Here is a 22,590-nt window from a genome sequence, read left to right as displayed (position 1 = left end):
GATCAACTCCATTCCGGTCCAAGTCCGTTCCCCGCCCTAAACGTGCCTGTCGATCAACAAAACCGCCGCCCAAATCCATGCCCGTTTTCGGACAAATCCCATTAGACAATCCAGGGGCAATCCGCTAGGATAGATCATGGTAAACATGGACGCGAAGCAGCGTCGACGGGAGGAACGGAGTGATGGCAGTGCAGGACAAGCTGTATCATGTGCTAGGAGCCAAGCAGTTCTCGCGCAGCGAGCTTGAAGAGTTGTTCGCGGCGTCGCGGACGATGGAGGATGTCGTGCGCGCGGGAGGCGACCGGCGGCATGCGGGACGCATTATGACGACGCTGTTTTTCGAGGCGAGCACGCGGACGCGGCTGTCGTTCGAGTCGGCGATGAACCGCCTGGGCGGCAGCGTCATCGGGACGGAGAATGCGGCGCAATTCTCGTCCGCCATCAAAGGCGAGACGCTCGAGGATACGATCCGCATCATTTCCGGATACAGCGACCTCATCGTCATGCGTCACACGGAGATCGGAGCGGCGAAGCGCGCGGCGGCGGTGTCGGGCGTGCCGGTCCTTAATGCGGGAGACGGCGCGGGCGAGCACCCGACGCAGGCGCTCCTGGACGCGTACACGATCCAGAAGGAATGCGGCAGTCTCGACGGCCTGAGCATCGCGATGGTCGGGGACTTGGCTTACGGGCGGACGGTTCACTCGCTGAGCTACATTCTCGCCAATTTCAAGGACGTCAAAATCTACTACATCTCTCCCGAAAACGTGCCGATCCCGCCGTCGGTCAAGCACTATATGGACGACAAAGGCGTGCGCTACGAGGAGACGACGGACTTGAACGCAGTGGCCGGATCGGTGGACGTGCTGTACCAGACGCGAATCCAGAAGGAGCGTTTCCCTTCTCCGGAGGAATACGACAAGGCGGCCGGCCAGTATATTGTCGACGCCGAGCTGATGAATCGTATGCGCAGAGACGCGATCGTGCTCCATCCGCTGCCGCGGGCAGGCGAAATCGCCGAAGAGGTGGATGCGGATCCGCGTGCCGCGTACTTCCGCCAGGCGCAGAACGGCCTTTATATTCGCATGGCGCTCATCGACAGGGCGCTGCAAGCTGAATAACGGTGGATCGACGTCGGAGACATTCTCCGGCGTCGAATGATGTTCTGAGTCCGATATGTAACGAATGACAGATCGAGTTATCGTTTCGCGCGAACTGGGTACTTTATGAGGGGTCACGCGCTGTGCGATGCTGCTTCTTTTTCCGTCTCCGGCTTTACAGTTGTGAGCTGCTGGAAGCGCATGCTATAATGAGAGTCCGATCAAAATGGAGGTGAAGCAGCATGGTGAAGAGCAAGGACCAGTTCGACAAGCCGCTGGCGCAGAACAGGAAGGCTTCGCATGACTACTTCATCGAGGATACGTTTGAAGCGGGCATGGTGCTGACCGGTACCGAGATCAAGTCGCTACGGGGCGGCAGAGCCAATATGGGCGATGCGTTCGCAACCATTCGGAACGGCGAGATTTTCCTGCACAACATGCATATCAGTCCGTTCGAGCAGGGCAACCGTCACAATCCGACCGATCCGACGCGCACGCGCAAGCTGCTCATGCACAAGGCGCAGATTCGCAAGCTGATCGGCGCTTCCAAGCAAGAGGGTTACACGATCGTACCGCTGAAGGTGTACACGCGCAACGGCTATGCCAAGTGCCTCCTGGGTCTCGGCCGAGGCAAGAAGAACTACGACAAGCGCGAATCCGCCGCCAAGAAGGACGCCGAGCGCGATATTCAGCGGGCGCTGCGGGAGAAGCAAAAGGTCGCCAGGTAAGCCGGTGTTGTACGGGCTGACGACGAGGAATTCTGCGTGCCGTACAGCTGTTTTCCGTTAATCGGCCGCATCAGGCAGTCATCGCCATCCATCCCAATAATGCCGTGCGGTATTTAGCGGCGGGGTGTGCTATACTATAGAAGTTCCACCGATACGATTCGTTTTATGCACCGTGTTCGTACTTCGCCGATCGTCGCTGTCACAGCGGGAGAGGCACCTGAAGATCCGTTCGCTTGGCCGACCGCGCACGATAAGGTCCGCCGCGAAGGCTTCGCTTCTTAATTTAGGGGCCGTTTATGGATTCGACGGGGGTAGTTCGGACATGAGTAGCGGGTAGTAGGGCTGCGGCTGCTTCACCAACGCGGAAGCCAATTAACTGGCAAACAACAACCAACCTACGCTGTAGCAGCCTAAGAAACTGCTCTCGTGCTCCTACCTTCCATCGCCCATGTGGCGGGATAGGGGCTCAACTTTAGTGGGATACGCTGTCTAGTCTCCGCCTGGGGCTAGCTGAAGAAGACAATCAGGCTGACCCGAAGGGAATCCGGTGACAGGGAGTCTCTAGGGTGACATCAAATCTGTCACTACACCCGTAGAAGCTTATGTTGCGTTATCTTCGGACAGGGGTTCGACTCCCCTCGGCTCCACCATCATCAAAGCCAGCCGCGTGAGGCTGGCTTTTTTGCGTGGACCGAGGGGCAGGCGTTGCCCCGCTTCCGAAGGAGGACAGAGGTTCGACCGCGCGCAGGGAGCGAAGCGGACCGCATGAGGTTGCGGATTTTTGCTATACTGTACATGTGAATCCATAATTATCGATGTTGAGGTGGTTGCCGTGAGCGCCAAAACCGGCCAAGAACTGAAAGAAGTCCTCAAGGCAGCGAGCAAGTCCGTACGAGAAAAAGCTAAGTTAACGGGCGCTCCGCTGTTTTATATGCAGAATGGGAACCGGGTTCGCGAAGATGCAGACGGACGAAAATATGCTCTGATCGTAGATGGCGACGGTAAGTTGCTGGAGTTTTCAATTGAATAAGGCGCCAGAGTTCTACGTTTTTGCTGGATGCAACGGTGCGGGCAAGTCGACGCTCATAGAGAATTATGGGCAAGCTTTTGACGTAGTTGTAAACCCAGATCTCATCGCCAAGCATCTGAATCCTTCCAACCCCCGGAGCGCAGATTTGTCGGCAGGGAAGGAAGCGATTCGAAGGATTAGGGAATATTTGAATGGGTATCGATCTTTTGCGATGGAAACGACGCTTACAGGCCAATATGTGATCAAGCAGATGTCGACAGCCCGAGCCGCCGGGTTCAAGGTTTACTTTTACTACATTGGTCTGCAGAATGTCCAGATGCACATTGACCGCGTCAAGACTCGCGTTCTTGAGGGCGGGCATTACATCGCGCCTTCAGATATCATCCGACGGTACGCAGTGTCACTTCGAAATCTGAAGGGTGCGCTGGAACAAGCGGATGTGGCCGTAATCTTGGACAATTCCCGGGATGAATACGAGGTTTTGATGGAGATAGAGAACGGTCAAATGATCTACAAGGCCAGCTTGTTGCCAAGTTGGCTCGGTGGACTCGATCTATGGATGGAGAAATAGCAACTTGAGTCGGTTGGCTCTTTTCTTGTTGATTCAAGTTACGCAATGCATGTAAAAGCTATTATGACAAGAAGGCAATAAAGTCTTAGCTTGTGTAGTCAAGCGAAATAAGGGAGGATATAATGCCACCTCTCTAAACAATCGCACAGTGGAAAGTTGTGGATTTGCCCTGTCGCGTTTCGGCTCCACCATAAGAACTCTGACCGCATGAGGTCAGAGTTCTTTGCTATAGTGAAGCCACCAACATCGTGATATGTGTCTCTTTTGTTCGATTGCGTATTACCATGTGGTGGAAATATAATCTATTTGAATCTACATGAGGAAATAAATATTGATTCTGACGCCGTGACAACGACAGGATAGGTGATAATGGTTTGCGATTAATAATGAGTATAACAGACAGAGATGTCCTAAGCGGGGAATCTACATATCTGAATGAAGTATCCAGATTTGCTTCCAGAGGCGTGCTCATCAATAGCAGCGGGCAGGTTGCCATGATGGAAATGACGGCGCTCAACCTGTACAAGCTCCCCGGCGGCGGTCTTGAGGAGAGCGAGGATAAGGAAGAAGCTTTTTTTGCGCGAGATCAGGGAAGAAACGGGTTATGATGCTGTTGTTATTCATGCCCTTGGTTATATTGACGAACATAAATTTAAAAATCAATTCATGCAACGATCCTATTGTTATATCGCCAAGGCGGTGAGTCAACAGGGGAATGTGGAATTATCTGAGGAAGAAATTCAGTTAGGCATGCGAATGAGATGGATGAGCATCGAAGAAGCCATCGCAAAATTCCAATTCCCGATCGACAATTGCAAGGATTACTCCACGAGGTTTATGCTTCTTAGGGATCTTACGATTCTGGAGCATGCTTCTCGATGGCTCAGTAGAGGAGAATCTATGCATGGGTGAGTACGTTTGGACGATCTTTGTAGCGGGGGAAACGGGGGTCTTTCCCAATTTTTATCCGATCGGGCTCTATACCTCACGTGAGAATGCCGTTGCAGAACTGGAAGTATTGCCGCGAGAAATGAATTATCAGCTCTTGAGATTGCCCGTCAATCGGATGTTCCCGTACCGTCACAAAAAAAGCGGCATGTTGGTTGGCATGGATGGCATTTACCACGAGCACTTTCATTTCAAGGATGAAGATACAAGAAACCTTACTTAGTCGGATGGAGGCGCCTGATCATGCGCATCAGACAAGCTCATCTAGAAGATATTGAAGCGCTCATCCTCATGCGATGGGAACTCACGCTGGAGCATCAGCCGGAGACGAGCGACGACTTCGAGCTTTTTGCTGCCGAGTGCAGAACGTTCTTGGAAGAAGCGATTCGCGGCGAGCGGTGGCACATCTGGATCGCGGAAGTCGAAGGGGTCATCGCATCGCATATGTACATCCAATTGATCGATAAGGTGCCACGGCCGGGGCGCGTTACTTATCCATTTGCCTACATGACCAATGTCTATACGGATCCGGCTTACAGATCGCAGGGAATCGGGAGTCGATTGCTTGAGGCGATTCGGGCATGGGCGACGGAGAACAAGTTTGAATTTATCATCGTATGGCCGAGCGAAGAGAGCAGAGCGTTCTACGGTCGCAACGGCTACGCGCTATGCAATGATCCGATGGCGCTTCAATTATAAGCAAAAAGCAAGCCCGACGTATGAATTCTTCCTCTTGAACATACCGTGCAAGTAACCGGTAATTTACCAGAGGACGAAGGGCAGGGGCGGCCATGGTCGGAAGCGATGCGGAAAAAGTATGGCGGCAAATGACACAGAATCATTCAGGACACTGGGGAATGGACATCGATCACTGGGACTGGGTCCCGGGGGTTGGCGTCATCGCGCTGCTGGAATACTACGAGGCGACGCGCGATGAGCGGGTGCTCGCGTATTTGCAGGAATGGGTGAAACGGAACGAAGCGAAGGCCAGGGGGAAAGCGGTGATTAACGCCATCGCTCCGTTTGCGATCTTCCCCACATTGTATCGGCTGACGGGCGATACCGGCTTCAAGGATGAAGCGGTGCGCGTCGCCGAATGGCTGCTGCATGAGGCACCGCGCACGCGCGAAGAGGCGTTCGAACATACGGTGACGGAAAACGTGGCGTTTTCCGAGCAGGTGTGGGCGGATACGATCTTCATGGCGGTGCTGTTTCTGGCGCGAACGGCCTCTCTCCTCGGAAGCCAAGTATACGCCCGGGAGGCGATGAAGCAGGTGCTGATCCATCTGCGCTTGCTGCAGGATCCGCAGACCGGCGTGCTGTTCCACGGCTGGAACTGCGCCTCGGGCGATCATATGTCGGGCGCGCGCTGGACGCGGGCGAACGCCTGGATTGCCACAGGCGTCCCGATGATCGTAGCGGAGATTGGCCGGCTGGTCGACATTCCGCAGGAGCTGAAGGATCGATACGGCCGCTTGATGAGCGGGCTCCTCGCCTATCAGCAGGAGGACGGCTTATGGAGCACGGTGATGGACCGGCCTGACTTTTACAGAGAAGTGTCGGGCAGCGCGGGGATTGCTTACGGTATGCTGAAGGCGGCCGAGATGAAGCTGGTCCCCAATGAAGAGGAATACGCGGCGAGCGCGGAGCGCGCCTATCGTGCGATCGCCCCTTATATCACGGATGAGGGCGTGGTCACCGGCGTATCCGGCGGCACGCCGGTGATGCCGACGATCGAGGCTTACCAGGATGACGTACCGACGTATCCGGCCCTGTACGGGCAAGGCCTGGTGCTGATGCTGCTCACTAAAATATCGCAAAGGAGCGCGTAGATCATGCATAAGGCCGAGCTTCTCGCCTCGATCCAAGCTAAAGATAAAGCTTATGATGCCGATATCAAGCTGGTTCGCGTTCCCATGACGAAGACCTATCACACGGCGTTAACGCCGGATCGGCATCCTTTCGCTTACGAGCTATACGTCTCGACCTGCTATGCGTTCGATCTGCTGCAGTATGGCGGCGAGGCGAACGTGAAGCGGGCGGCGGACATCCTGGAAGTCGTCGTTGCCCGGCAGGACCAGGATCCGAGTCGTTCGACTTACGGGATTTGGCCGTACTTTGACGAGGAGTCGCTGGACGAGATGGATCGTCCGGACTGGAATATGGCGGATTTTCACGGCAAGAAGCTCGCGCTTATCTTGAAGCGCCACGCCGGACTGCTCTCGCCTTCGCTCATCGGCAAGCTGCGCGGCGCCGTGTACCACGCCTGCCAAGCGATCATTATCCGCAATGTCGGCCCGCATTATACGAACATTGCCATCATGGGCGCGCTCGTCACGCTGCTTGGCGGCGAGCTGCTCGGCCAGGAGGAGATTCGCAGCTACGGCGAGCGGCGTCTCCGAACGTTCCGCAACTACACGAAGGCCATCGGGACGTTTTCGGAGTTCAACAGCCCTTGCTATACGCCGATCGCGATCGAAGAACTGCACGGCATCTACGCGGAGTCGGGCACGGCCGGGGCGGTCGCGGACGCGGAGGAGTTGCTGGACCTTGCCTGGCACATGATCGCGAAGCACTATCATCCGGCGACGGGCGCGTGGAGCGGCCCGCACAGCCGGACGTACAGCACGCAGCTGCGGCCGAACGAGAAGGCGTTTCTTGAACATGCGCTTGGCCGGGGGCAAGGGCAGGAGCGGGAGCAGGCGCATATTCGTTGCCCTGAAAAGTACCGCTATCTATTCACCTCGACGGAGGAGCGCTACTTCACGGAGCCGACGCTGAAGGCGGACGAAACGGGTTATCAAAATTATGCGACGACGTACCAGAACGAGCGGCTGTCGCTTGGCAGCTATACGTTGGGCAGCATGTGGAACCAGCGCCGCAATCTGCTCGGTTACGTGGATAGCGGCGCTGGAAATGCAGTGTCGATCCAGCTCCAATTTCTAAAGGACGGCAAGGACTTCTGTTCGGCGATCTTCACGGGGGTGCAGTCGCGCGGGCGGGCGCTGTTCGGCTTTAACCTGGCGACGGACAACGGCGGTTGGCATCAGGACCTGGACATCATTAACGGCAGGTTCAGAGCGAGGGATTTGCGCATCCGGCTTCTCCTCGGCGGAAACGCGGCGAACGCGGAGCTGCCGACGACACAGACGGGCACCGGGTTTGTGACCTTAATCGGAGAGACGGCGTTGCAGGTGGAGGCGGTCGTAGACCGATCGGATTACGGCGAGCTCCAGCTGCAAGTAGAGCGAAGCGAGGAAGGCCTAGGTCTGGACTATGTGATCTCGACGGGCGAGGAGCGGGATTTCGATTTTCACGCGCTGGAGCGGGCCGTCTGGATTTTTGAGCTGTCGCTGGGCGAGGACCGGCCGCTGCCGGCCGTAGACATCCAGTCGAGCGAGTCATGGGTGACCGCGTCCATTCAGACGGACGACGGATTGGCGGCCATCGCCGTGCCGCAGAAGCCGCGGAAGACCGGCGAGCTTTACAAAGAGAACAAAGTTCAATTGCCTCCGGTTTTGCTAAAGCAAATGGCCTAATTATGGGTGTTAAGAATAAGATAAGCCTTCAATGCTGCTTCAGCATATTGGAGGCTTTTTTCGTTGCTTGCCGCACGTAAAAATAATGCACAAATGCGTAATGAGATTACGCTTGCAAGCGAATGCTTTTCAATTATGATACAGGCAGGGGTTTCTTCGAAAAAAAGTCGAAATTTAAGACGACGGCAGACAGACGGATTGCTCATGAATAGGGATAAGGAAGTGGGAGTGGCATGCGGCATTTCCTTCATCGTTCTTTTTACACGAAAATCCAGGCTTCCTTCTTGATTTTGATTTTTCTTCCGATGGTGTTCATTTCCTTCATCAGCTATTCCAATACGCAAGGCATCGTCAAGGACAAGATTCAGCTCAGCAACCAATCGGTGCTGACTGTTATGGCGAAGGACATCGAGAAGATGCTCGACGATATCGCGTATGCCTCCAATTTTTTCGTGCAGGACAAGCAGGCGCTTGATCCCCTTCGGACGTTTAAGACGATCAAAAGCATCGATAGCTCGCGGAATTACGCGGCCTACCAGCAAATCAAGGACTTCTTCAGTCAGGTGTCCGTCAAGACGATGAATACCGATATTTTTATGTTTGTAGCGAATGAGAACGATTTCATAGCGGAATCGTCGGAAACGTGGACGCTCACCCCCGAACAGGTCGAGAAGAGCTGGCATGACGTAAAAGGACGAGTCAATAAGAACAATCCGAAGGTGCTGCAATGGCTCGGTACGATCAAAAACGATGCCGAACAGGAGCCGGACAACTACTTTATCGCGAGAGCGTTGAAGGATCCGTCCGACAACCAGTACTTGGCCACCCTGGTGATCGTCATCTCCAGCAAGTACTTTGAAAAGCTGTTCGGCCAGGTCATGTCGGGCAATATGACGCTGACCGATTCGAACGGCGATCTCATCGCCGCCGGTCCGATGGCAGCATCCATGGGGGCCGATTCGGCAACGGGAGAGATTCGGAACGCGGTGGCCATTCCCAAGTCGGGATGGTCTCTTTTGTACGCGAATTCGAAGAAAGAAGTCACCGGGCAAATATCTCGGACGTTTTTTCTTTCGATTTTGATCGTCATTCCGTTTTGCGTCGTGTTTTTGTTCATCTCGTTCTATGTGGCCAAGCGGTTGCACCGGCCGATCCGCAAGCTGCAGACCGGCGTCAAGCAATTCGGCAACGGCAACCGCAACATCCGGTTCCAGGCGGAGGGAAACGACGAGATCGCCGATCTCGGAAGAACGCTGAACCGGATGCTGGATCAGATCAACGCGCTGATCGCCGACATCGAGCAGGAGCAGGAACAGAAGCGGGTGCTTGAACTGCAGGCGTTATATTCCCAGATTCGGCCGCATTTTCTGCTCAATACGCTGAATTCGATCAAGTGCAGCCTGGTTCTGCATGACGATACGGCGCACAGCCAAAAGATCGATTCCCTCATGAGCCTCTTAAGAGCCTATTTAAAGTTTAACGAGGCGTCCACGTTGCGCAGCGAATGCAAGCTGCTCGGCCACTACGTGGAGATCATGCAAATGCGAAACGATATTCAGCTGCAGTTCATTACCGATCTCTCTGCCGATGTCGAGGCATTCAGCCTGCCGAAGCTGCTGCTTCAGCCGATTGTCGAGAATGCCATCGTGCACGGCTTTATGGAGGAAGGCCCCAGTCCCCGTATCGAGCTTAAAGCCGTGCAGGAGGAGGACCGCATCCGGATCGATATCCAGGACAACGGATCCGGGATGGAGGAGGACCGGCTGGATGCGTTTAACGAGCTGCTTCGTCAGCCGGACACGGATTCGCCGGACGACTATAGACGGGTCGGGCTGATCAATGTTCAGAGACGCCTGCGAATGACCTACGGCATGAAGGCTGCCATGAGCCTCATGCCGGGCGAGCTCGGCGGACTGAAGGTTAGGCTCTCCATACCTGTAGAAGGGAAGGATGTCCATGCTCAAAGCGATGCTGGTTGACGATGACGTGCCCATGCTCAAATATTTGGCCAAGCTGGTCCCCTGGCGGGAGCTGGGTCTCGAGATCGTCGCGCAGGCCCATTCGGCAAAGCGCGCGCTTCAGCATTTTCGCGAGACGTCGCCGGATTTGATCGTGACGGATATCGGCATGCCGGGAATGGACGGGTTGGAGCTCGCGCAGGCGTGCAAAAAAAACGAATCCCGAAGTGAAGATTATTTTCCTGACCTGTCATGGAGAGTTTCACTACGCCCGAACCGCAGTCAAGCTGGAGGCAGTCGATTATTTGCTGAAGGACGAATTGACGGCGGAGCAGCTCCGCGACTCGCTCCAGAAGGCGGTCCAGCTTCTGAAGGAAGAAAAGGAGAGCCGCAGGGAGCTGGCGTACAAGCAGGATTTGCTGAAAAACCGCGAAGTGTTGAAGCAGCCTTTTTTTCAAAAGCTCATGTCCGGCTCCGCCGACGCCGGGATGCTCGGGTACGGGCAAAGACTGGGCATCGACTGGAAGCACCCGCAATTTATAATGGCGATCGGCACGATTCAATATCTCTCCTTCACCGGTCGATTCCGATATACGGACACGGACTTGCTGCTGTACGCGATCGGCAATATATCGAGCGAGCTGCCGCTGGAATCGATGACGGTCACCACCTTTATCGATCCGCAAGCGGGCTTCGTCTGCGTAGCCAACTATCAACCCTCCTTGCGCCTGAAAGGCATGGAGTCGTTCGAACGGTACTTGCGGACGCTGAAGGACAAGATCAGAGAGTATCTGGGCATCGAGGTCTACCTGTCGTACGGCAGCCCCGTCAAAGACCTCGCGTCGCTTCGACAGCAGTACAAGAAGCTGAAGGAATGGAATCGGTCGTCTTATTATGACGGACCTGCCTTCGGCCATATGCCGCCCTACGACGCCAAGCCGTGGACGAGCGATGTCTGGAACGCCGTCAGCGCGGAATGGGAGCAGATTCGCAAGGCTTTCAAAGAGCATGACGAGCCATCGGTCGACGCCTTGCTGAACCAAATCCAACAGAAAGCGGCGGAGCTGCGTCTAGAGCCGGAGGAGTGGAAGCTCAGGTCGTCCCAATGGATCCGGGTGCTTGAGCTCGACGACAATCGGAACAGCGACAACGCTTTTCACGAATGCCTGGTCAGGACCGCACGGCTGGAGGATACGATGCATCTCGTCCGGACGAAAATCGGCGAATTGTTCGCGACGAAGACGCCTCCCGTCGACCGGAAGCCGAAAATCCAGCAGATCGAACGATTCCTCTCGGAACATCTGTCCGAGAATTTGTCGCTGGTCGACGTGGCCAACCATCTTTATTTGAACCCAAGCTATTTGTCGCGTTACTTCAAGCTGGAGACCGGCATGAATTTTACGGATTTTCTCCATCGCTTCAAGATGAAGCTGGCGTGTCAGATGCTCAAGGGCAAGCAAGAGAACATCGAGATGATTTCCTTAAAGCTCGGATACGCAGATCGCACGTACTTCTCCAAAATCTTCAAAAAGTACGTTGGCGTCAGCCCGAAGGACTACCGGTAACCGAAGTAAATATTTTGCACAAAGGAGTAAAAATCGGTACGCCTCGTTCACACCGGAAGTGGCCTATAGTAAACCTATCAACCATTTCCGATTGAGGTGAGCATGTTGGCGAAGACGATGGTCAGGGCCGGGATTCCGGCTTACCAATCGCAACGAAGGTTTTGGAACAACGAAAGAAAAGAGACGCTCGCCGCCTGGCTCTTCCTGGCCCCGGAGGTCATCGGCGTGCTGCTCTTAAGCGTGTTTCCCATCTTGTTCTCGCTTTTCCTGAGCTTCTGCGACTGGAATCTGGTCGGCGGCTTGTCCGCCATCAAGTGGGTGGGGCTGGACAATTATCGGGCGCTGCTGGACGATAACAAGATCTTTATGGCATTGAAAAACAACATTACCTACACGGCGTGCGTCGTGCCGGTCGGGATCGTCCTGGCGCTGCTCCTGTCCGTCGTCATCCACTCCAAGGTCTACGGGAAGGAATACTTCAAGGTCGCCTTCTTCATCCCCTATATTTCCTCCATCGTCGCGATCGGGGCGGTGTGGAGCGCATTGTTCCATCCGTCCCAAGGGCCGATCAACCGGTTCCTGATCGGGCTCGGCATCGCGAACCCGCCCAAGTGGCTGGCCGACACGAACTATTCGCTGACCGCGATCATCGTCATCGCGATCTGGGCGGCGCTGGGGTACCAGATCGTCATCTTTATCGCCGGCCTGTCCGGCATCCCGGAGGAGTTGTACGAAGCGGCGGACATCGACGGCGCGAATCAGGCGCAGCAATTTGCCCGAATCACGCTGCCCCTGCTCGGCCCCACGCTTTCCTTCCTGATTATCACGACGCTGATGGCCTCCTTCAAAGTATTCGACCTGATCGCCTTCCTGACCGACGGCGGGCCGAACGAATCCTCGACGGTGCTCGTTTATCGCATCTACGACGAAGGCTTCCACAATTTCAGAATGGGCTATGCGTCGGCCATCTCCTGGCTGCTCTTCCTCATCGTCGGCGCAATCACGCTGATCACGTGGAAAATCCAGCGAACGAAGGTCGAGGAATGAGGGGGAGAACGACATGATGACGCGAAAGCGCAAAGCATTCAAATGGCTGACGACGGCGGTAATGGGCGCGATCTCCGTGCTGTTCCTGACGCCGCTGATCTGGATGGCGTCGTCGGCATCCAAGTACGAGAAGGACGTCATGGTTTATCCGATCCAGTGGATTCCCGCGCATTGGAACTTCGTGAACAATTTCAAGGAAGTGTGGATGAGCAACGTCCAGTTCGGATTGTTTTACTTCAACTCGCTCAAGCTGGCAGCCGCCATGACGCTGCTGACGCTCATCGTCTCGTCGATGTCCGCGTTCGCGCTGGCCAAGCTTCGGTTCAAAGGGCGGAATCTGGCGTTCGGCTTGCTGCTGTCGCTCATGATCATCCCGAACGAAGCGACGCTCGTCCCCAGGTATCTCCTGCTCAAATGGTTTCATTTGTACAATTCGCATCTTGGTCTAATCGTGATGGGAATGTTCTCGATTTACTTCACCTACCTGCTGCGCCAGTTCATGATCGGCATTCATAATGATTACCTCGAAGCGGCCAAAATGGACGGCGCCGGTTATACGCTGATCTTTTTGCGGATCATGCTGCCGCTGTGCAAGCCGATTCTGGCGACGGTCGGCATCATCAAGTTCATCTGGAGCTGGAACGATTACCAGGGCCCGCTTATTTTCCTGATCAGCAAGGAGCTGTATCCGATCCCGCTCGGCATGCAGCTGTTCAAGTCCGAATTCGCCGACAACGTGTCTTTGACGATGATGGCGTCGCTGTCCGCCATCGTGCCGCTGCTCCTCGTGTTTATCGTGCTTCAGAAGCAGGTCATTCAAGGGATATCCCTCGGGGGCGTGAAAGGATAGAAGTCAACAAAGCGCACAAAAAAACAAAAAAATCGTCCACATCCGGGCGGCTTGCCCGATTGTACAATTTGAACTGTAAACCACAATGAACGAGGGGGAAAACGAATTGAAAAAAAACAAGTGCCGCTATGCTCAGCAGCATCCTGATCGCCACGTCTGTGCTCGCGGGGTGCGGCGGGAAAAACGAAAATAACGCCGCGTCGTCCGCGGCGTCGGGAACGGCTTCGACGTCCGCGACAGGAACGGCGTCGGCGCCCGCCGAGACGGTCACGATCAAATATTACAACTGGGACAACGAGATCGCGGAGCCGAATACGAAAAAGCTGATCGAAGATTTTCAAAGCAAAAATCCCGGCATCAAAGTCGAATCGGTAAGCCTGGTACCCGGCAACTCCGTCGAATCGATGAAAAAGCTGGACGTCATGATGTCTTCCGGCGAGCAGGTGGACGTCGTCCAGTACTCGAACATCGACGAGACGATGGCGCGCGCCGCGCAAGGCGTGCTCGCCCCGCTTAACGAGCTGTATCAGAAGGACAACGTCAAGCCCGATGAAGAGTACTACATCAATCCGAAGTACAACGGCAATTATTATGCAACGATGTACACCGCCACCGATTGGCTGATCATGCTGAACGAAGACGCGCTGAAGGCCGCAGGCCTGGAGGCGCCGCCCTACGACTGGACCTGGGACGACTTCCGGACGTATGCGAAAAAGCTGACCAAGGGCGAAGGCAACGACAAGCAATTCGGGTCGTACTTCCACACCTGGGGCGAATACGCGAACCCGATCGCCTACGCCGAGTTGAAAAATCCGTACTTGACCGCGGATATGCAGCCGGCGTTCAACGATCCTTCCTTCGCCTATTTCTTCAACCTGCGGAAGGCGATGGAGAAAGAAGACAAATCGATCCAAACTTACTCGGACGTCGTGGGCGGCAAATTGAACTACGGGACCGAATTCGTCAATGGCAAAGCGGCGATGATCATGACCGGTTCGTTCCTGATCGCGGCCCTTGCGGACAAGGCCAAAAACCCGCACACTTTCAAGACCGTGTTCGCGCCGATGCCGCGTTCGTCCAAGGACGTCGAGCCGGGCCTGACCAGTCTTGGCGCCTCCTACGTGGCGATCGCGAACAACTCGAAGCACAAGGAAGAAGCGTACAAGTTCGTCCGTTACATGTCGACGGAGGACAGCGCCCGCACCGACTTGTCCGGATGGAAGAAGACGGATACGAAGGCGCTGCTGGAGCGGCTGTATGGCGGCAACGCGGATCTGATCGACCTGCCTTCGCTGACGGCGGTTCTGGCCGACAAGCGGCTGAGAACCAACGCGACGACCGACATTTCCGCGTCCTACCAGAATCAGCTGAAGAAGGTGCTGGAGAACGGGTACTCGAGCTTTATTCTCGACAACCTTTCCGTCGAAGAAGCGCAGAAGCGCATGATGGAAGAAGCGGACAAGATCATTAAGCAGAATGCGAAATAAGGAAATCAAAATCGGATAAGGAAAGCAGAAGGTTGGCGGGGCGCTTCGAGAGGTTCTGCCAGCCTTCTTCTGTTCAGGAAGGATACGCGCCATGAAACTTACTGCATTCATCTCGGCGGAGGATGTCGCCGCGCACATTCTGGGTCAGGACATAACGGGACGTCTATTTCCGGCATGGGAAGATCGCGAGGCCTGGGGCAGGATGCCGGAGAAGCTGCGACAGGAATGGATCCGCGCGGCGGAACGGCATGTAGGCGCGGACCTGCCGACGCTTCGCGCCTCCGCGTTCATGGCCTATTTTACCGAGGGCAGCCGCGCGCGGTATGAAGCCGTCGACGCGGCCAGGCGAAGCGCGCTGTGCGCGCTGCTGATCGCCGAGTGCCTGGAAGGCCAAGGAAGGTTCGTCGGGGACATCGTCGACCTCGTATGGCTCCTGTGCGAGCAGACGACCTGGTGCAGCCCGGCGCATCATTATCTATCCCGTGACCCGGCGCAAATCCTCTCCAACGTGGCGGAGCCTTTGTTCGACTTGATGGCGGGCGAGACGGCTGCGGCTCTGGCCTGGACCTCGTTCTTGCTCCGCGGACCGCTCGACCGCGTGTCCCCGCTGATTCGCGAGCGCATTCGACTCGAGATCGACCGCCGCATCGTGGCTCCCTATATGGAGCGAGACGATTTCTGGTGGATGGGCTTCGGGGAGCGGGAGCCGAACAACTGGAATCCTTGGTGCAACGGCAATATGTTGACCGTGGCGCTGCTGCAGGAGATGGCCGCGGATCAAAGAGCCGCAGTCCTATCCAAAATCCTGCGCAGCCTGGACCGGTACTTGGAGGTTCAGCATGAAGACGGCGGCTGCGACGAGGGCTCGACTTACTGGGCGCGGGCTGCCGGCATGCTGCTGGTCAATCTGGAGCTGCTGTACCGGGCGTCCGGCGGCGCGCTTCAAGTGTACGATCAGCCGTTGATTCAGAAGCTGGGACAGTTCGTCTATCGCATGTACGTCGGCGGGCCGTACTTCGTGAACTTCGCCGACGGCTCCGCGATGCCGTCGCTCGATTATGGCCTGATTCATCTATACGGCCGGAGAATCAAGGACGACAGACTGCAGGCTTTGGGACAGATCGGGATGGCCTCGTACCGCATACCAACTGAAGGCATGGTCTCTATCTTCCAGGAAATGATCAGCCTCGCTGCTTATGCGGACATCCAGACGGAGGGGACGCTGAGCCCGCCCCTGGTCCAAGACTGCTGGCTGCCCCATCTGCAGGCGATGACGGCCAGGCAGCAGGACGGCTCGGTACGCGGGTTGTATCTGGCAGCCAAGGGGGGGCACAACGACGAAAGCCACAATCATAACGATATCGGCCACTACGTGGTGTATGCGGACGGTAAGCCGTATCTGATCGACATCGGCGTGGAGACGTATACCGCGAAGACGTTCAGCCCCGAGCGCTACGAGATCTGGACGATGCAGTCCGAATATCACAGTCTTCCGGTCATCAATGGCTTCGGGCAAAAGGAAGGTCGCGCCTACCGGGCACGGGAGGTCGCTTACGAGCGTAGCGATACAACGGTGCGACTCGGTCTCGATCTGGCGGGCGCTTACCCGGCGGAGGCCGGGGTGAAGGCTTGGCGGCGAAGCTTCGCGTTCGAGCGTGCGGAGGGACGGGATGCGGCGATCACGCTGCGGGAACAGTGCACGCTCGCGGAGCCGAGCCGGTCCGTCAGGCTCCATATGATCTCCTGCCGTCGTCCGACGGTCGCGCGCGAAGGGCGCATTCTTCTGTCGGACGGGGATGGCGGCGCGCTTACGATCGATTACGAGCCGGAGCAGTGGGGCGTCGCGTTCGAGCGGATCGAAGTCGTCGACGAACAGTTAAGGCGGGTATGGGGCGACGCCTTGTACCGCATCGCCTTCATCGCAGCCGGCGAGGTCGAACGCGGGGACTGGACGTTCCGAATTACGGCGGCGGATAGCGAAGGCGAAGGCGGTACGGCATGAAGAGATCGTACGGCATGAAGAGATCTTACGGAACGAAGAGATCGTACCGCATGAAGAGATCGTACGGCCTCGCGGCGGCTTTGGCCGGAGGGATCGCGCTTTTCGCCCTGATTTTCTTCGCAGGCCGCCTCCCTGCGCTGTCAGGGAACGGGGGCGACGCTCCGCACGCCGCGATGGGCTACATCGACGATATCCCGGTGGATCAGAGGGAGTTCAGTTTGGTTCTGAACCAGGTAAAGGCGCAGGTCGCGAGCTATTTTAAGACGACATACGACGCGGATGCCACGCCGGCCTTTTGGGATACCTCCTATCAAGGGGAGGTTCCGCTCGCGAAGGCGAAGCAGATGGCGCTGCAGCAGATCAAGCGCGTCAAGGCGGTGCAGCGCCTGGCCAGCCAAAACGGGCTGTTGGACGACCTTTCCTACGCCGCTTTTCTCGAGAAATGGGCCGAAGAGAACCGCAGAAGGGCGAACGCGGTCAAGCGCAACGAGGTCATCTACGGCCCTCGCCAGTACGACGAATGGGGCTACTATACGTATCTCAATACGAATAGGGAGCTGAAGCTCAAACAGCTGCTCTACGAGCGGGAAGACCCCGTGTCCGAACAAGCGGCGAGGGACGCTTATGAAGCGTGGAAGGACGCGTTATACGCCGAAGTCGGCGAGATCAGGACGTACAAGGTCGAAATTCCCTACTCGACAGCTCCAGGGGGAAGCGGGCCAGTCGGACAAGCAGGAGGCCAAGGCGAAAATCGAGCAAATCCGGCAGCGTCTGGAGCGCGGAGAGGATCTTGAGGCCATCGGCCAGTCGTTGGCGATGGAAGCCGAATCGGGCTGGGCGTTCGGCGAGTTTCAGGTAAACGAAGATACGCTGCGAAGCAAAGATCTGAATACGCCGGACGAGGCGGCGATCGAAGAAGCACTCCTTTTGTCCGAAGGCGGCGTCAGCCAGGTTTTTGCCGACGGGGATCGCTTTGCCGTGCTCAAATGCCTGGCGCGAAAAGGAGGTGGTTACCGGCCGTTCGGCGACGTCAAGGAAGACGTGAAACGCCGTCTGTTCGAGGAAAAGTTCGAAACGGAGGTGAAGAGATTGGTTGCGGAAGCAAAAGTAACGCTGAAGGAGCAAGTCTACCGAAGCATGAGGCTTCAATAGCGGAGGCGGGAATGCATGCGGCATTTTATGAAAACGCTTAATCAGAACGCGAGGAGGACAATGAGAGATGAGTGGTTTGAAAAACAAGCGTTCCTGGCTGTCCATCGGTTTGATTTTTACGCTGATGCTGGGCTGTACGCTGTCGATCCCTTCCTTGGCGACGAAGGCTTTTGCGAACAACGCCACTTATTATGTCGATTCGGTCGGCGGCAGCGACAGCAATAACGGGCTGAGCGACGGTTCGGCCTGGCAATCGCTCGCCAAGGTGAACGCCACGACGTTCCAGCCAGGCGACAAGATCTTGTTCAAAGCCGGATCCGTCTGGTCCGGACAATTGCACCCGCTCGGCTCCGGCACGTCCGGCGCCCCGATCGTCATCGACAAGTACGGCAGCGGGGGGAAGGCCCATCATTAACGGGAACGGGCTGATCGGCGCCACGGTGTATTTCTACAACCAGCAGTATTGGGAAGTTAACAATCTGGAAATTACGAATTCGGCGACGGCGGAGGGCGAACGGTACGGGATCAAGGTAGAGGCGCAAGACGTCGGGACGTACAACCATTTTTACATCCAAAACAATTATGTTCACGACGTAAAAGGAACGAACAGCGACGCGCTTAAAGCGACCGGGGGAATCCTCGTGCTCGTCACGGGGACGGCGGTGCGCTCGAAGTGGAACGACGTGCGGATCGACGGCAATACCGTCGAGCGCGTCGACCGTACCGGGATCAACAGCGCGAGCTCGTGGGGCAACAATGACAATACCGGCAGCTTCGAGCCGTTTACGAACCTGGTGATCAGCAACAATACGCTGAACGATATCGGCGGGGACGGCATCGTGATGCGCGCTTCGATCAACGGTCTTATTCAATACAACGTGGTGAATGCCGCGCACAACCGGGACACGCACTACGACGTGGCGATCTGGGCGATTAACAGCACGAATCCGGTGATGCAGTACAACGAAGCGTATAACACAAAAACGACGAACGACGGCCAGGGCTTCGACTGCGACTACAACCTGAGCGGCTGTACCGTGCAATACAACTACAGCCACGACAACGAAGGCGGCTTCCTGCTGATCATGGGCGTCGGCGCGATCCGCAACGTCGACATGGTGGTACGGTACAACATCAGCCAGAACGACCGGGCGCGCACGTTTCAGTTCAGCGACAGCTACACGCCGCTGAACGCCAGCATTTACAACAACACGATCTATGTCGGGTCCGGCTTGACGACGAGCATCGTATACGGACTCGGGGGCAGCAATCCGCTGTCGTTCAAAAACAACATCGTGTACAACCTCGGCAGCGGAGGCTATACGGTCAAAGGGAACGACGTGTACGATTACAATCTGTTCTACGGCAATCATCCGACAAGCGAACCGAGCGATCCCCACAAGCTTACGAGCGATCCGCTCTTCGTCACGGCGGGAAGCGGGGGGACCGGACGGAATACGGTAGACGGGTACAAGCTCGTCGCAGGATCGCCGGCCATCGGATCGGGCGTTCTGATCGGCGGCAACGGAGGGAAGGACTACTGGGGCAATGCCGTGTCTTCCACCGGCGCGCCGAACCGCGGCGCTTACAATGGGGCGGGCATCCCTGCGGGCAGCGCCAACCTGACTTTGCTGAGCGACAACTTCGAAACGGGCGCCGCGACGGGCTGGAGCGCTTCGGGCGGAACGTGGAGCGTCGTAACGGACGGATCGAAGGTTTACAACCAATCGAGCACCGCCGCTGCCGCCGTGACGGCCTACAGCGGACAGAATGCCTGGCAGAATTATGCGGTATCCGCCAAAGTGAAGGCCGACGCCTTCGACAGCACCAACTATGCGGGAGTCGGCCTCGTCGCCAGGCGCGTCGACGTTAATAACTATTACGTGTTCATGTATTATAAATTGAACAATACTTTAAAAATCGCAAAGGTGTCCGGGGGGAACGGCCACCGATCTGGTGACGACGCCGTTCAGTCTGGGCACGGGAACGTGGTACGACTTCAAGGCGGTCGTCAGCGGCAGTACGCTTGAACTTTGGGTGAACGGGGTCAAGCAGCTGTCGACGACCGACACGAGCATCGGCGCCGGTCAGGCGGGCCTGTACGCGCACAGGGCCAACGCGAAGTTCGACGACGTCAAGGCGGTGCCGATCTTCGGCGAAGACTTCGAATCGGGTTATGCGGCAGGCTGGGCGTTAACCGGCGGCACCTGGAGCGTGGCGACGGACGGGACCAAGGTTTACAACCAATCCAGCACGTCGGCCGCGAGCGCGATCGCCTATGCCGGGCAGACCTCGCTGCAAAATTACGCGGTGTCGGCCAAAGTCAAAGCGGATGCCTTCGACAGCGGGGGGTATGCGGGCGTCGGGATTGTGGCGAGACGGGTAGACAGCAACAACTACTATGTGTTTATGTACTACAAATTAACGAACACGCTCAAAATCACCAAAGTATCCGGAGGCGTCGCGACGGACCTGACCTCGACCACGTACTCGCTGGGTACCGGCACGTGGTACGACTTCAAGGCGGTCGCGAACGGAAGCACGCTGGAGCTCTGGGTGAACGGAACCAAGCAGCTGACGACGACCGATACCGCGATCGCGTCCGGCCAATTCGGCTTGTACGCGCACCGCGCCAACGCGAAGTTCGATAATGTGATGCAGTATTGAGCGTTCCCTATTGACAGCTATCTCGCTTCTGGAATAAGGTGTAAAGCAACGATACGCATAAAAGCGAAGAAGAGGACAAGTAGACGCTTATCGCGTTGCAGAGAGCTGCCGGCCGGTGCGAGGCAGTATCGCAGAGCGTTGAACCATCGCCTCCGAGCAGGTCCCCGAACTTGAGTAGGCGGGCCCGGCATCCCGCCGTTAACCGGGAGCATCATTGTTGGATGATGGCAGAGCGGGCGTAGCGCGAGCATACGTCAAACAGGGTGGTACCGCGGATCGACTCCGTCCCTTGAGGATGGAGTTTTTTTTGCGTTTTAATTTGCGCTTAAAAATGGCATTTTTAAATCCGGTTAAAGGGGATGCGAGCGGTTATGGTGTTGTACACGGATCGATTGAAGCTGCGATTGGTCGAGCCCAGGGATGCGGAGCCTATGGAGAGACTGATCAATGACAAGGAGATTGCGCGGACGACGCTGGGGATCCCGCATCCGTATCCGCCCGGATCGGCAGACGCATTCATTCAACGCAGGCAAGAGGCCGCGGACAAAGGGGAGGGCTTTTCATTCGCCGTCCTCGACCGGCCGTCTGGGACGTTTATGGGCATCGTGGGGTTGCGAATCGATCCGGCGCATCATCACGCCGAACTGGCTTACTGGTTGGGGAGAGCTTACTGGAACAAAGGTTATTGCTCGGAGGCGGCGAAGCGGGTATTGCAGTTTGCATGGGAAGACTTGAAGCTGCATCGCGTATGGGCCGCGGCCATGACGCGGAATCCGGCTTCGTTTCGCGTGATGGAAAAGATGGGAATGAAGCATGAAGGCGTTTTTCGGGGACATGTGTTAAAGGACGGCACTTACGAGGATTTAACCTATTATGCCTTGCTGCGTTCGGAGTTGTCGTAATTAAGGTTAACGGCGTCTAAGGAGGGATCCGGTTGGAAAAGACATTGAACGGCGCAAAGTTAGAGGTGGTGCAGGGAGATATCACACAATCTGCCATGGCGTGTATCGTGAATGCGGCCAATAGCAGTTTGCTGGGCGGCGGGGGCGTGGACGGGGCGATCCACCGCGCCGGCGGGAGACGAATACTGGACGAATGCGTTCGAATTCGAAGCGAACGGGGCGGATGCCCCGTCGGCGAGGCCGTCATCACGACAGGGGGAAATTTAAAGGCCAAGCATGTGATTCACACGGTGGGGCCGGTCTGGAACGGCGGAAAGAAGGGGGAGGCCGAGAAGCTTGGCAACTGCTACAGGAGCGCGCTGCGCCTGGCCGAACAGCATGGGATCGCGAGCATATCTTTTCCGAATATCAGCACGGGTATCTACGGTTATCCCAAGGACGAAGCCGCCGAAGTAGCGATCGGGGCCGTCACAGGCGTACTGGCGCGCAAGCATGGGTTCGAGCGCATTCAGTTCGTATGTTTCGATTTCGAAAATTATGATTTGTACGTGGAACGTGTCGGGGAATTATGACACGCCAAGCTTCGAGCGGGAAGAGGAAAGCGGCGGATACGCCGTCAGGCGCATGACGCTGATCATCCGGCCGGAACAACAATTATCCCCAAGTTATCAACGTTATCAACAACCTATCAACAATATGTGCACAGCGTTATGCACATGCGCACATACTCGCCATTTTAATGATTCGTTCTTTTATAACGCGCACGAAGGGAGCTAGCGTTCAGTAAGCTCCTCGTTCAGCACGGCGCAAAGCATCAATTGATTAAAAGTGAAGAGGCTGACAGGGGCTATCGCGCAAAAGTACACGATCGAGAGCCACACCCGTTCGTCGTTTCAACCTAGCGCGCAAAAGTGCAGGATTTTTAGCCAAAAATCCTTTTTCTGGAATAAAAGACGAGCTATCGTGCACTTTCTTTTACACGATAAATCGCAAAAAACTCCATACCAGCCATTGAATGATGCATTTTTGCAGGATAGCTCTCAGGTC

The 22,590-nt window shown here is 56.2% G+C and carries 22 protein-coding genes, 1 other RNA gene, 1 pseudogene and 1 other annotated feature; all 24 genes and pseudogenes read left to right on the top strand.

The features are described from left to right. Positions 1–182 precede the first annotated feature (182 nt). The 24 genes and pseudogenes from pyrB to OMP38_RS20490 all read left to right on the top strand — a co-directional run bounded on the left by pyrB (position 183) and on the right by OMP38_RS20490 (position 22,115). On the top strand, positions 183–1,118 hold the full coding sequence (gene pyrB / locus OMP38_RS20600) for an aspartate carbamoyltransferase (RefSeq protein WP_277566741.1): 936 nt from the start codon (positions 183–185) through the stop codon (positions 1,116–1,118). Between the two features lie 221 nt (positions 1,119–1,339). After that, positions 1,340–1,825: an SsrA-binding protein SmpB gene (gene smpB / locus OMP38_RS20595; RefSeq protein WP_217597866.1), complete on the top strand. Its 486-nt coding sequence runs from the start codon at positions 1,340–1,342 to the stop codon at positions 1,823–1,825. A 286-nt stretch (positions 1,826–2,111) separates the two neighbouring features. Further along, positions 2,112–2,475: a transfer-messenger RNA gene (gene ssrA / locus OMP38_RS20590) on the top strand. Between the two features lie 182 nt (positions 2,476–2,657). Further along, positions 2,658–2,855: a hypothetical protein gene (locus OMP38_RS20585; protein ID WP_217597813.1), complete on the top strand. Its 198-nt coding sequence runs from the start codon at positions 2,658–2,660 to the stop codon at positions 2,853–2,855. After that, positions 2,848–3,426 (top strand): ATPase, encoded by a 579-nt coding sequence (locus OMP38_RS20580; RefSeq protein ID WP_277566740.1) that lies wholly within the window; start codon positions 2,848–2,850, stop codon positions 3,424–3,426. Before OMP38_RS20585 ends, OMP38_RS20580 begins: the two co-directional genes overlap by 8 nt. Positions 3,427–4,002: 576 nt before the next feature. Continuing rightward, on the top strand, positions 4,003–4,338 hold the full coding sequence (locus tag OMP38_RS20575; protein ID WP_277566739.1) for an NUDIX domain-containing protein: 336 nt from the start codon (positions 4,003–4,005) through the stop codon (positions 4,336–4,338). Beyond that, the gene (locus OMP38_RS20570) at positions 4,331–4,597 is read left to right on the top strand and encodes a hypothetical protein (RefSeq protein WP_277566738.1); all 267 of its coding nucleotides are present in this window, start codon (positions 4,331–4,333) and stop codon (positions 4,595–4,597) included. Before OMP38_RS20575 ends, OMP38_RS20570 begins: the two co-directional genes overlap by 8 nt. Before the next feature lie 20 nt (positions 4,598–4,617). Next, positions 4,618–5,073, top strand: a complete 456-nt coding sequence (locus OMP38_RS20565; RefSeq protein WP_277566737.1) for a GNAT family N-acetyltransferase — start codon at positions 4,618–4,620, stop codon at positions 5,071–5,073. 92 nt (positions 5,074–5,165) lie between these two features. Then, positions 5,166–6,206: a glycoside hydrolase family 88/105 protein gene (locus tag OMP38_RS20560; protein WP_277566736.1), complete on the top strand. Its 1,041-nt coding sequence runs from the start codon at positions 5,166–5,168 to the stop codon at positions 6,204–6,206. Between the two features lie 3 nt (positions 6,207–6,209). Further along, entirely contained in the window at positions 6,210–7,913 is a 1,704-nt protein-coding gene (locus OMP38_RS20555; RefSeq protein WP_277566735.1) for a hypothetical protein, read from the top strand. 233 nt (positions 7,914–8,146) lie between these two features. Continuing rightward, positions 8,147–9,892: a sensor histidine kinase gene (locus OMP38_RS20550; RefSeq protein ID WP_277566734.1), complete on the top strand. Its 1,746-nt coding sequence runs from the start codon at positions 8,147–8,149 to the stop codon at positions 9,890–9,892. Continuing rightward, a pseudogene (locus OMP38_RS36090) lies at positions 9,864–10,031 on the top strand (response regulator); the annotation flags it as partial. The gene OMP38_RS20550 and the pseudogene OMP38_RS36090, both read left to right, overlap by 29 nt. A gap of 67 nt (positions 10,032–10,098) precedes the next feature. Then, on the top strand, positions 10,099–11,436 hold the full coding sequence (locus tag OMP38_RS20545) for a response regulator transcription factor (protein WP_277566733.1): 1,338 nt from the start codon (positions 10,099–10,101) through the stop codon (positions 11,434–11,436). A 102-nt stretch (positions 11,437–11,538) separates the two neighbouring features. Then, entirely contained in the window at positions 11,539–12,483 is a 945-nt protein-coding gene (locus tag OMP38_RS20540; RefSeq protein ID WP_277566732.1) for a carbohydrate ABC transporter permease, read from the top strand. A gap of 13 nt (positions 12,484–12,496) precedes the next feature. After that, on the top strand, positions 12,497–13,333 hold the full coding sequence (locus OMP38_RS20535; protein ID WP_277566731.1) for a carbohydrate ABC transporter permease: 837 nt from the start codon (positions 12,497–12,499) through the stop codon (positions 13,331–13,333). 128 nt (positions 13,334–13,461) lie between these two features. Continuing rightward, the gene (locus OMP38_RS20530; RefSeq protein WP_277566730.1) at positions 13,462–14,820 is read left to right on the top strand and encodes an ABC transporter substrate-binding protein; all 1,359 of its coding nucleotides are present in this window, start codon (positions 13,462–13,464) and stop codon (positions 14,818–14,820) included. Positions 14,821–14,911: 91 nt separating this feature from the next. Beyond that, a complete protein-coding gene (locus tag OMP38_RS20525; protein ID WP_277566729.1) occupies positions 14,912–16,822 on the top strand; it encodes a heparinase II/III domain-containing protein in 1,911 nt (636 codons plus the stop codon). Next, positions 16,819–17,616, top strand: a complete 798-nt coding sequence (locus OMP38_RS20520) for a hypothetical protein (protein WP_277566728.1) — start codon at positions 16,819–16,821, stop codon at positions 17,614–17,616. Before OMP38_RS20525 ends, OMP38_RS20520 begins: the two co-directional genes overlap by 4 nt. Positions 17,617–17,638: 22 nt before the next feature. Next, the gene (locus OMP38_RS20515) at positions 17,639–17,974 is read left to right on the top strand and encodes a peptidylprolyl isomerase (protein ID WP_338130557.1); all 336 of its coding nucleotides are present in this window, start codon (positions 17,639–17,641) and stop codon (positions 17,972–17,974) included. Between the two features lie 67 nt (positions 17,975–18,041). Beyond that, the gene (locus OMP38_RS20510; RefSeq protein ID WP_277566727.1) at positions 18,042–18,389 is read left to right on the top strand and encodes a hypothetical protein; all 348 of its coding nucleotides are present in this window, start codon (positions 18,042–18,044) and stop codon (positions 18,387–18,389) included. A gap of 25 nt (positions 18,390–18,414) precedes the next feature. After that, on the top strand, positions 18,415–20,004 hold the full coding sequence (locus OMP38_RS20505) for a right-handed parallel beta-helix repeat-containing protein (protein ID WP_277566726.1): 1,590 nt from the start codon (positions 18,415–18,417) through the stop codon (positions 20,002–20,004). Beyond that, complete coding sequence (locus tag OMP38_RS20500; protein ID WP_277566725.1) at positions 19,931–20,641, top strand: 3-keto-alpha-glucoside-1,2-lyase-like domain-containing protein; 711 nt, start codon at positions 19,931–19,933, stop codon at positions 20,639–20,641. Before OMP38_RS20505 ends, OMP38_RS20500 begins: the two co-directional genes overlap by 74 nt. Positions 20,642–20,698: 57 nt before the next feature. Further along, positions 20,699–20,934 (top strand) — a binding site (T-box leader). 78 nt (positions 20,935–21,012) lie between these two features. After that, positions 21,013–21,543 carry a GNAT family N-acetyltransferase gene (locus tag OMP38_RS20495; protein ID WP_277566724.1) on the top strand — a complete coding sequence of 177 codons (531 nt, stop codon included), beginning with the start codon at positions 21,013–21,015 and terminating at the stop codon, positions 21,541–21,543. A gap of 32 nt (positions 21,544–21,575) precedes the next feature. Further along, on the top strand, positions 21,576–22,115 hold the full coding sequence (locus OMP38_RS20490; RefSeq protein ID WP_277566723.1) for an O-acetyl-ADP-ribose deacetylase: 540 nt from the start codon (positions 21,576–21,578) through the stop codon (positions 22,113–22,115). Positions 22,116–22,590: the final 475 nt, after the last annotated feature.

The sequence above is a fragment of the Cohnella ginsengisoli genome, assembly GCF_029525555.1.
GTDB lineage: Bacteria > Bacillota > Bacilli > Paenibacillales > Paenibacillaceae > Cohnella > Cohnella ginsengisoli.
The sequence above is the reverse complement of the archived record's forward strand: the minus strand, read 5'-3'. Positions and strand labels throughout refer to the sequence as shown.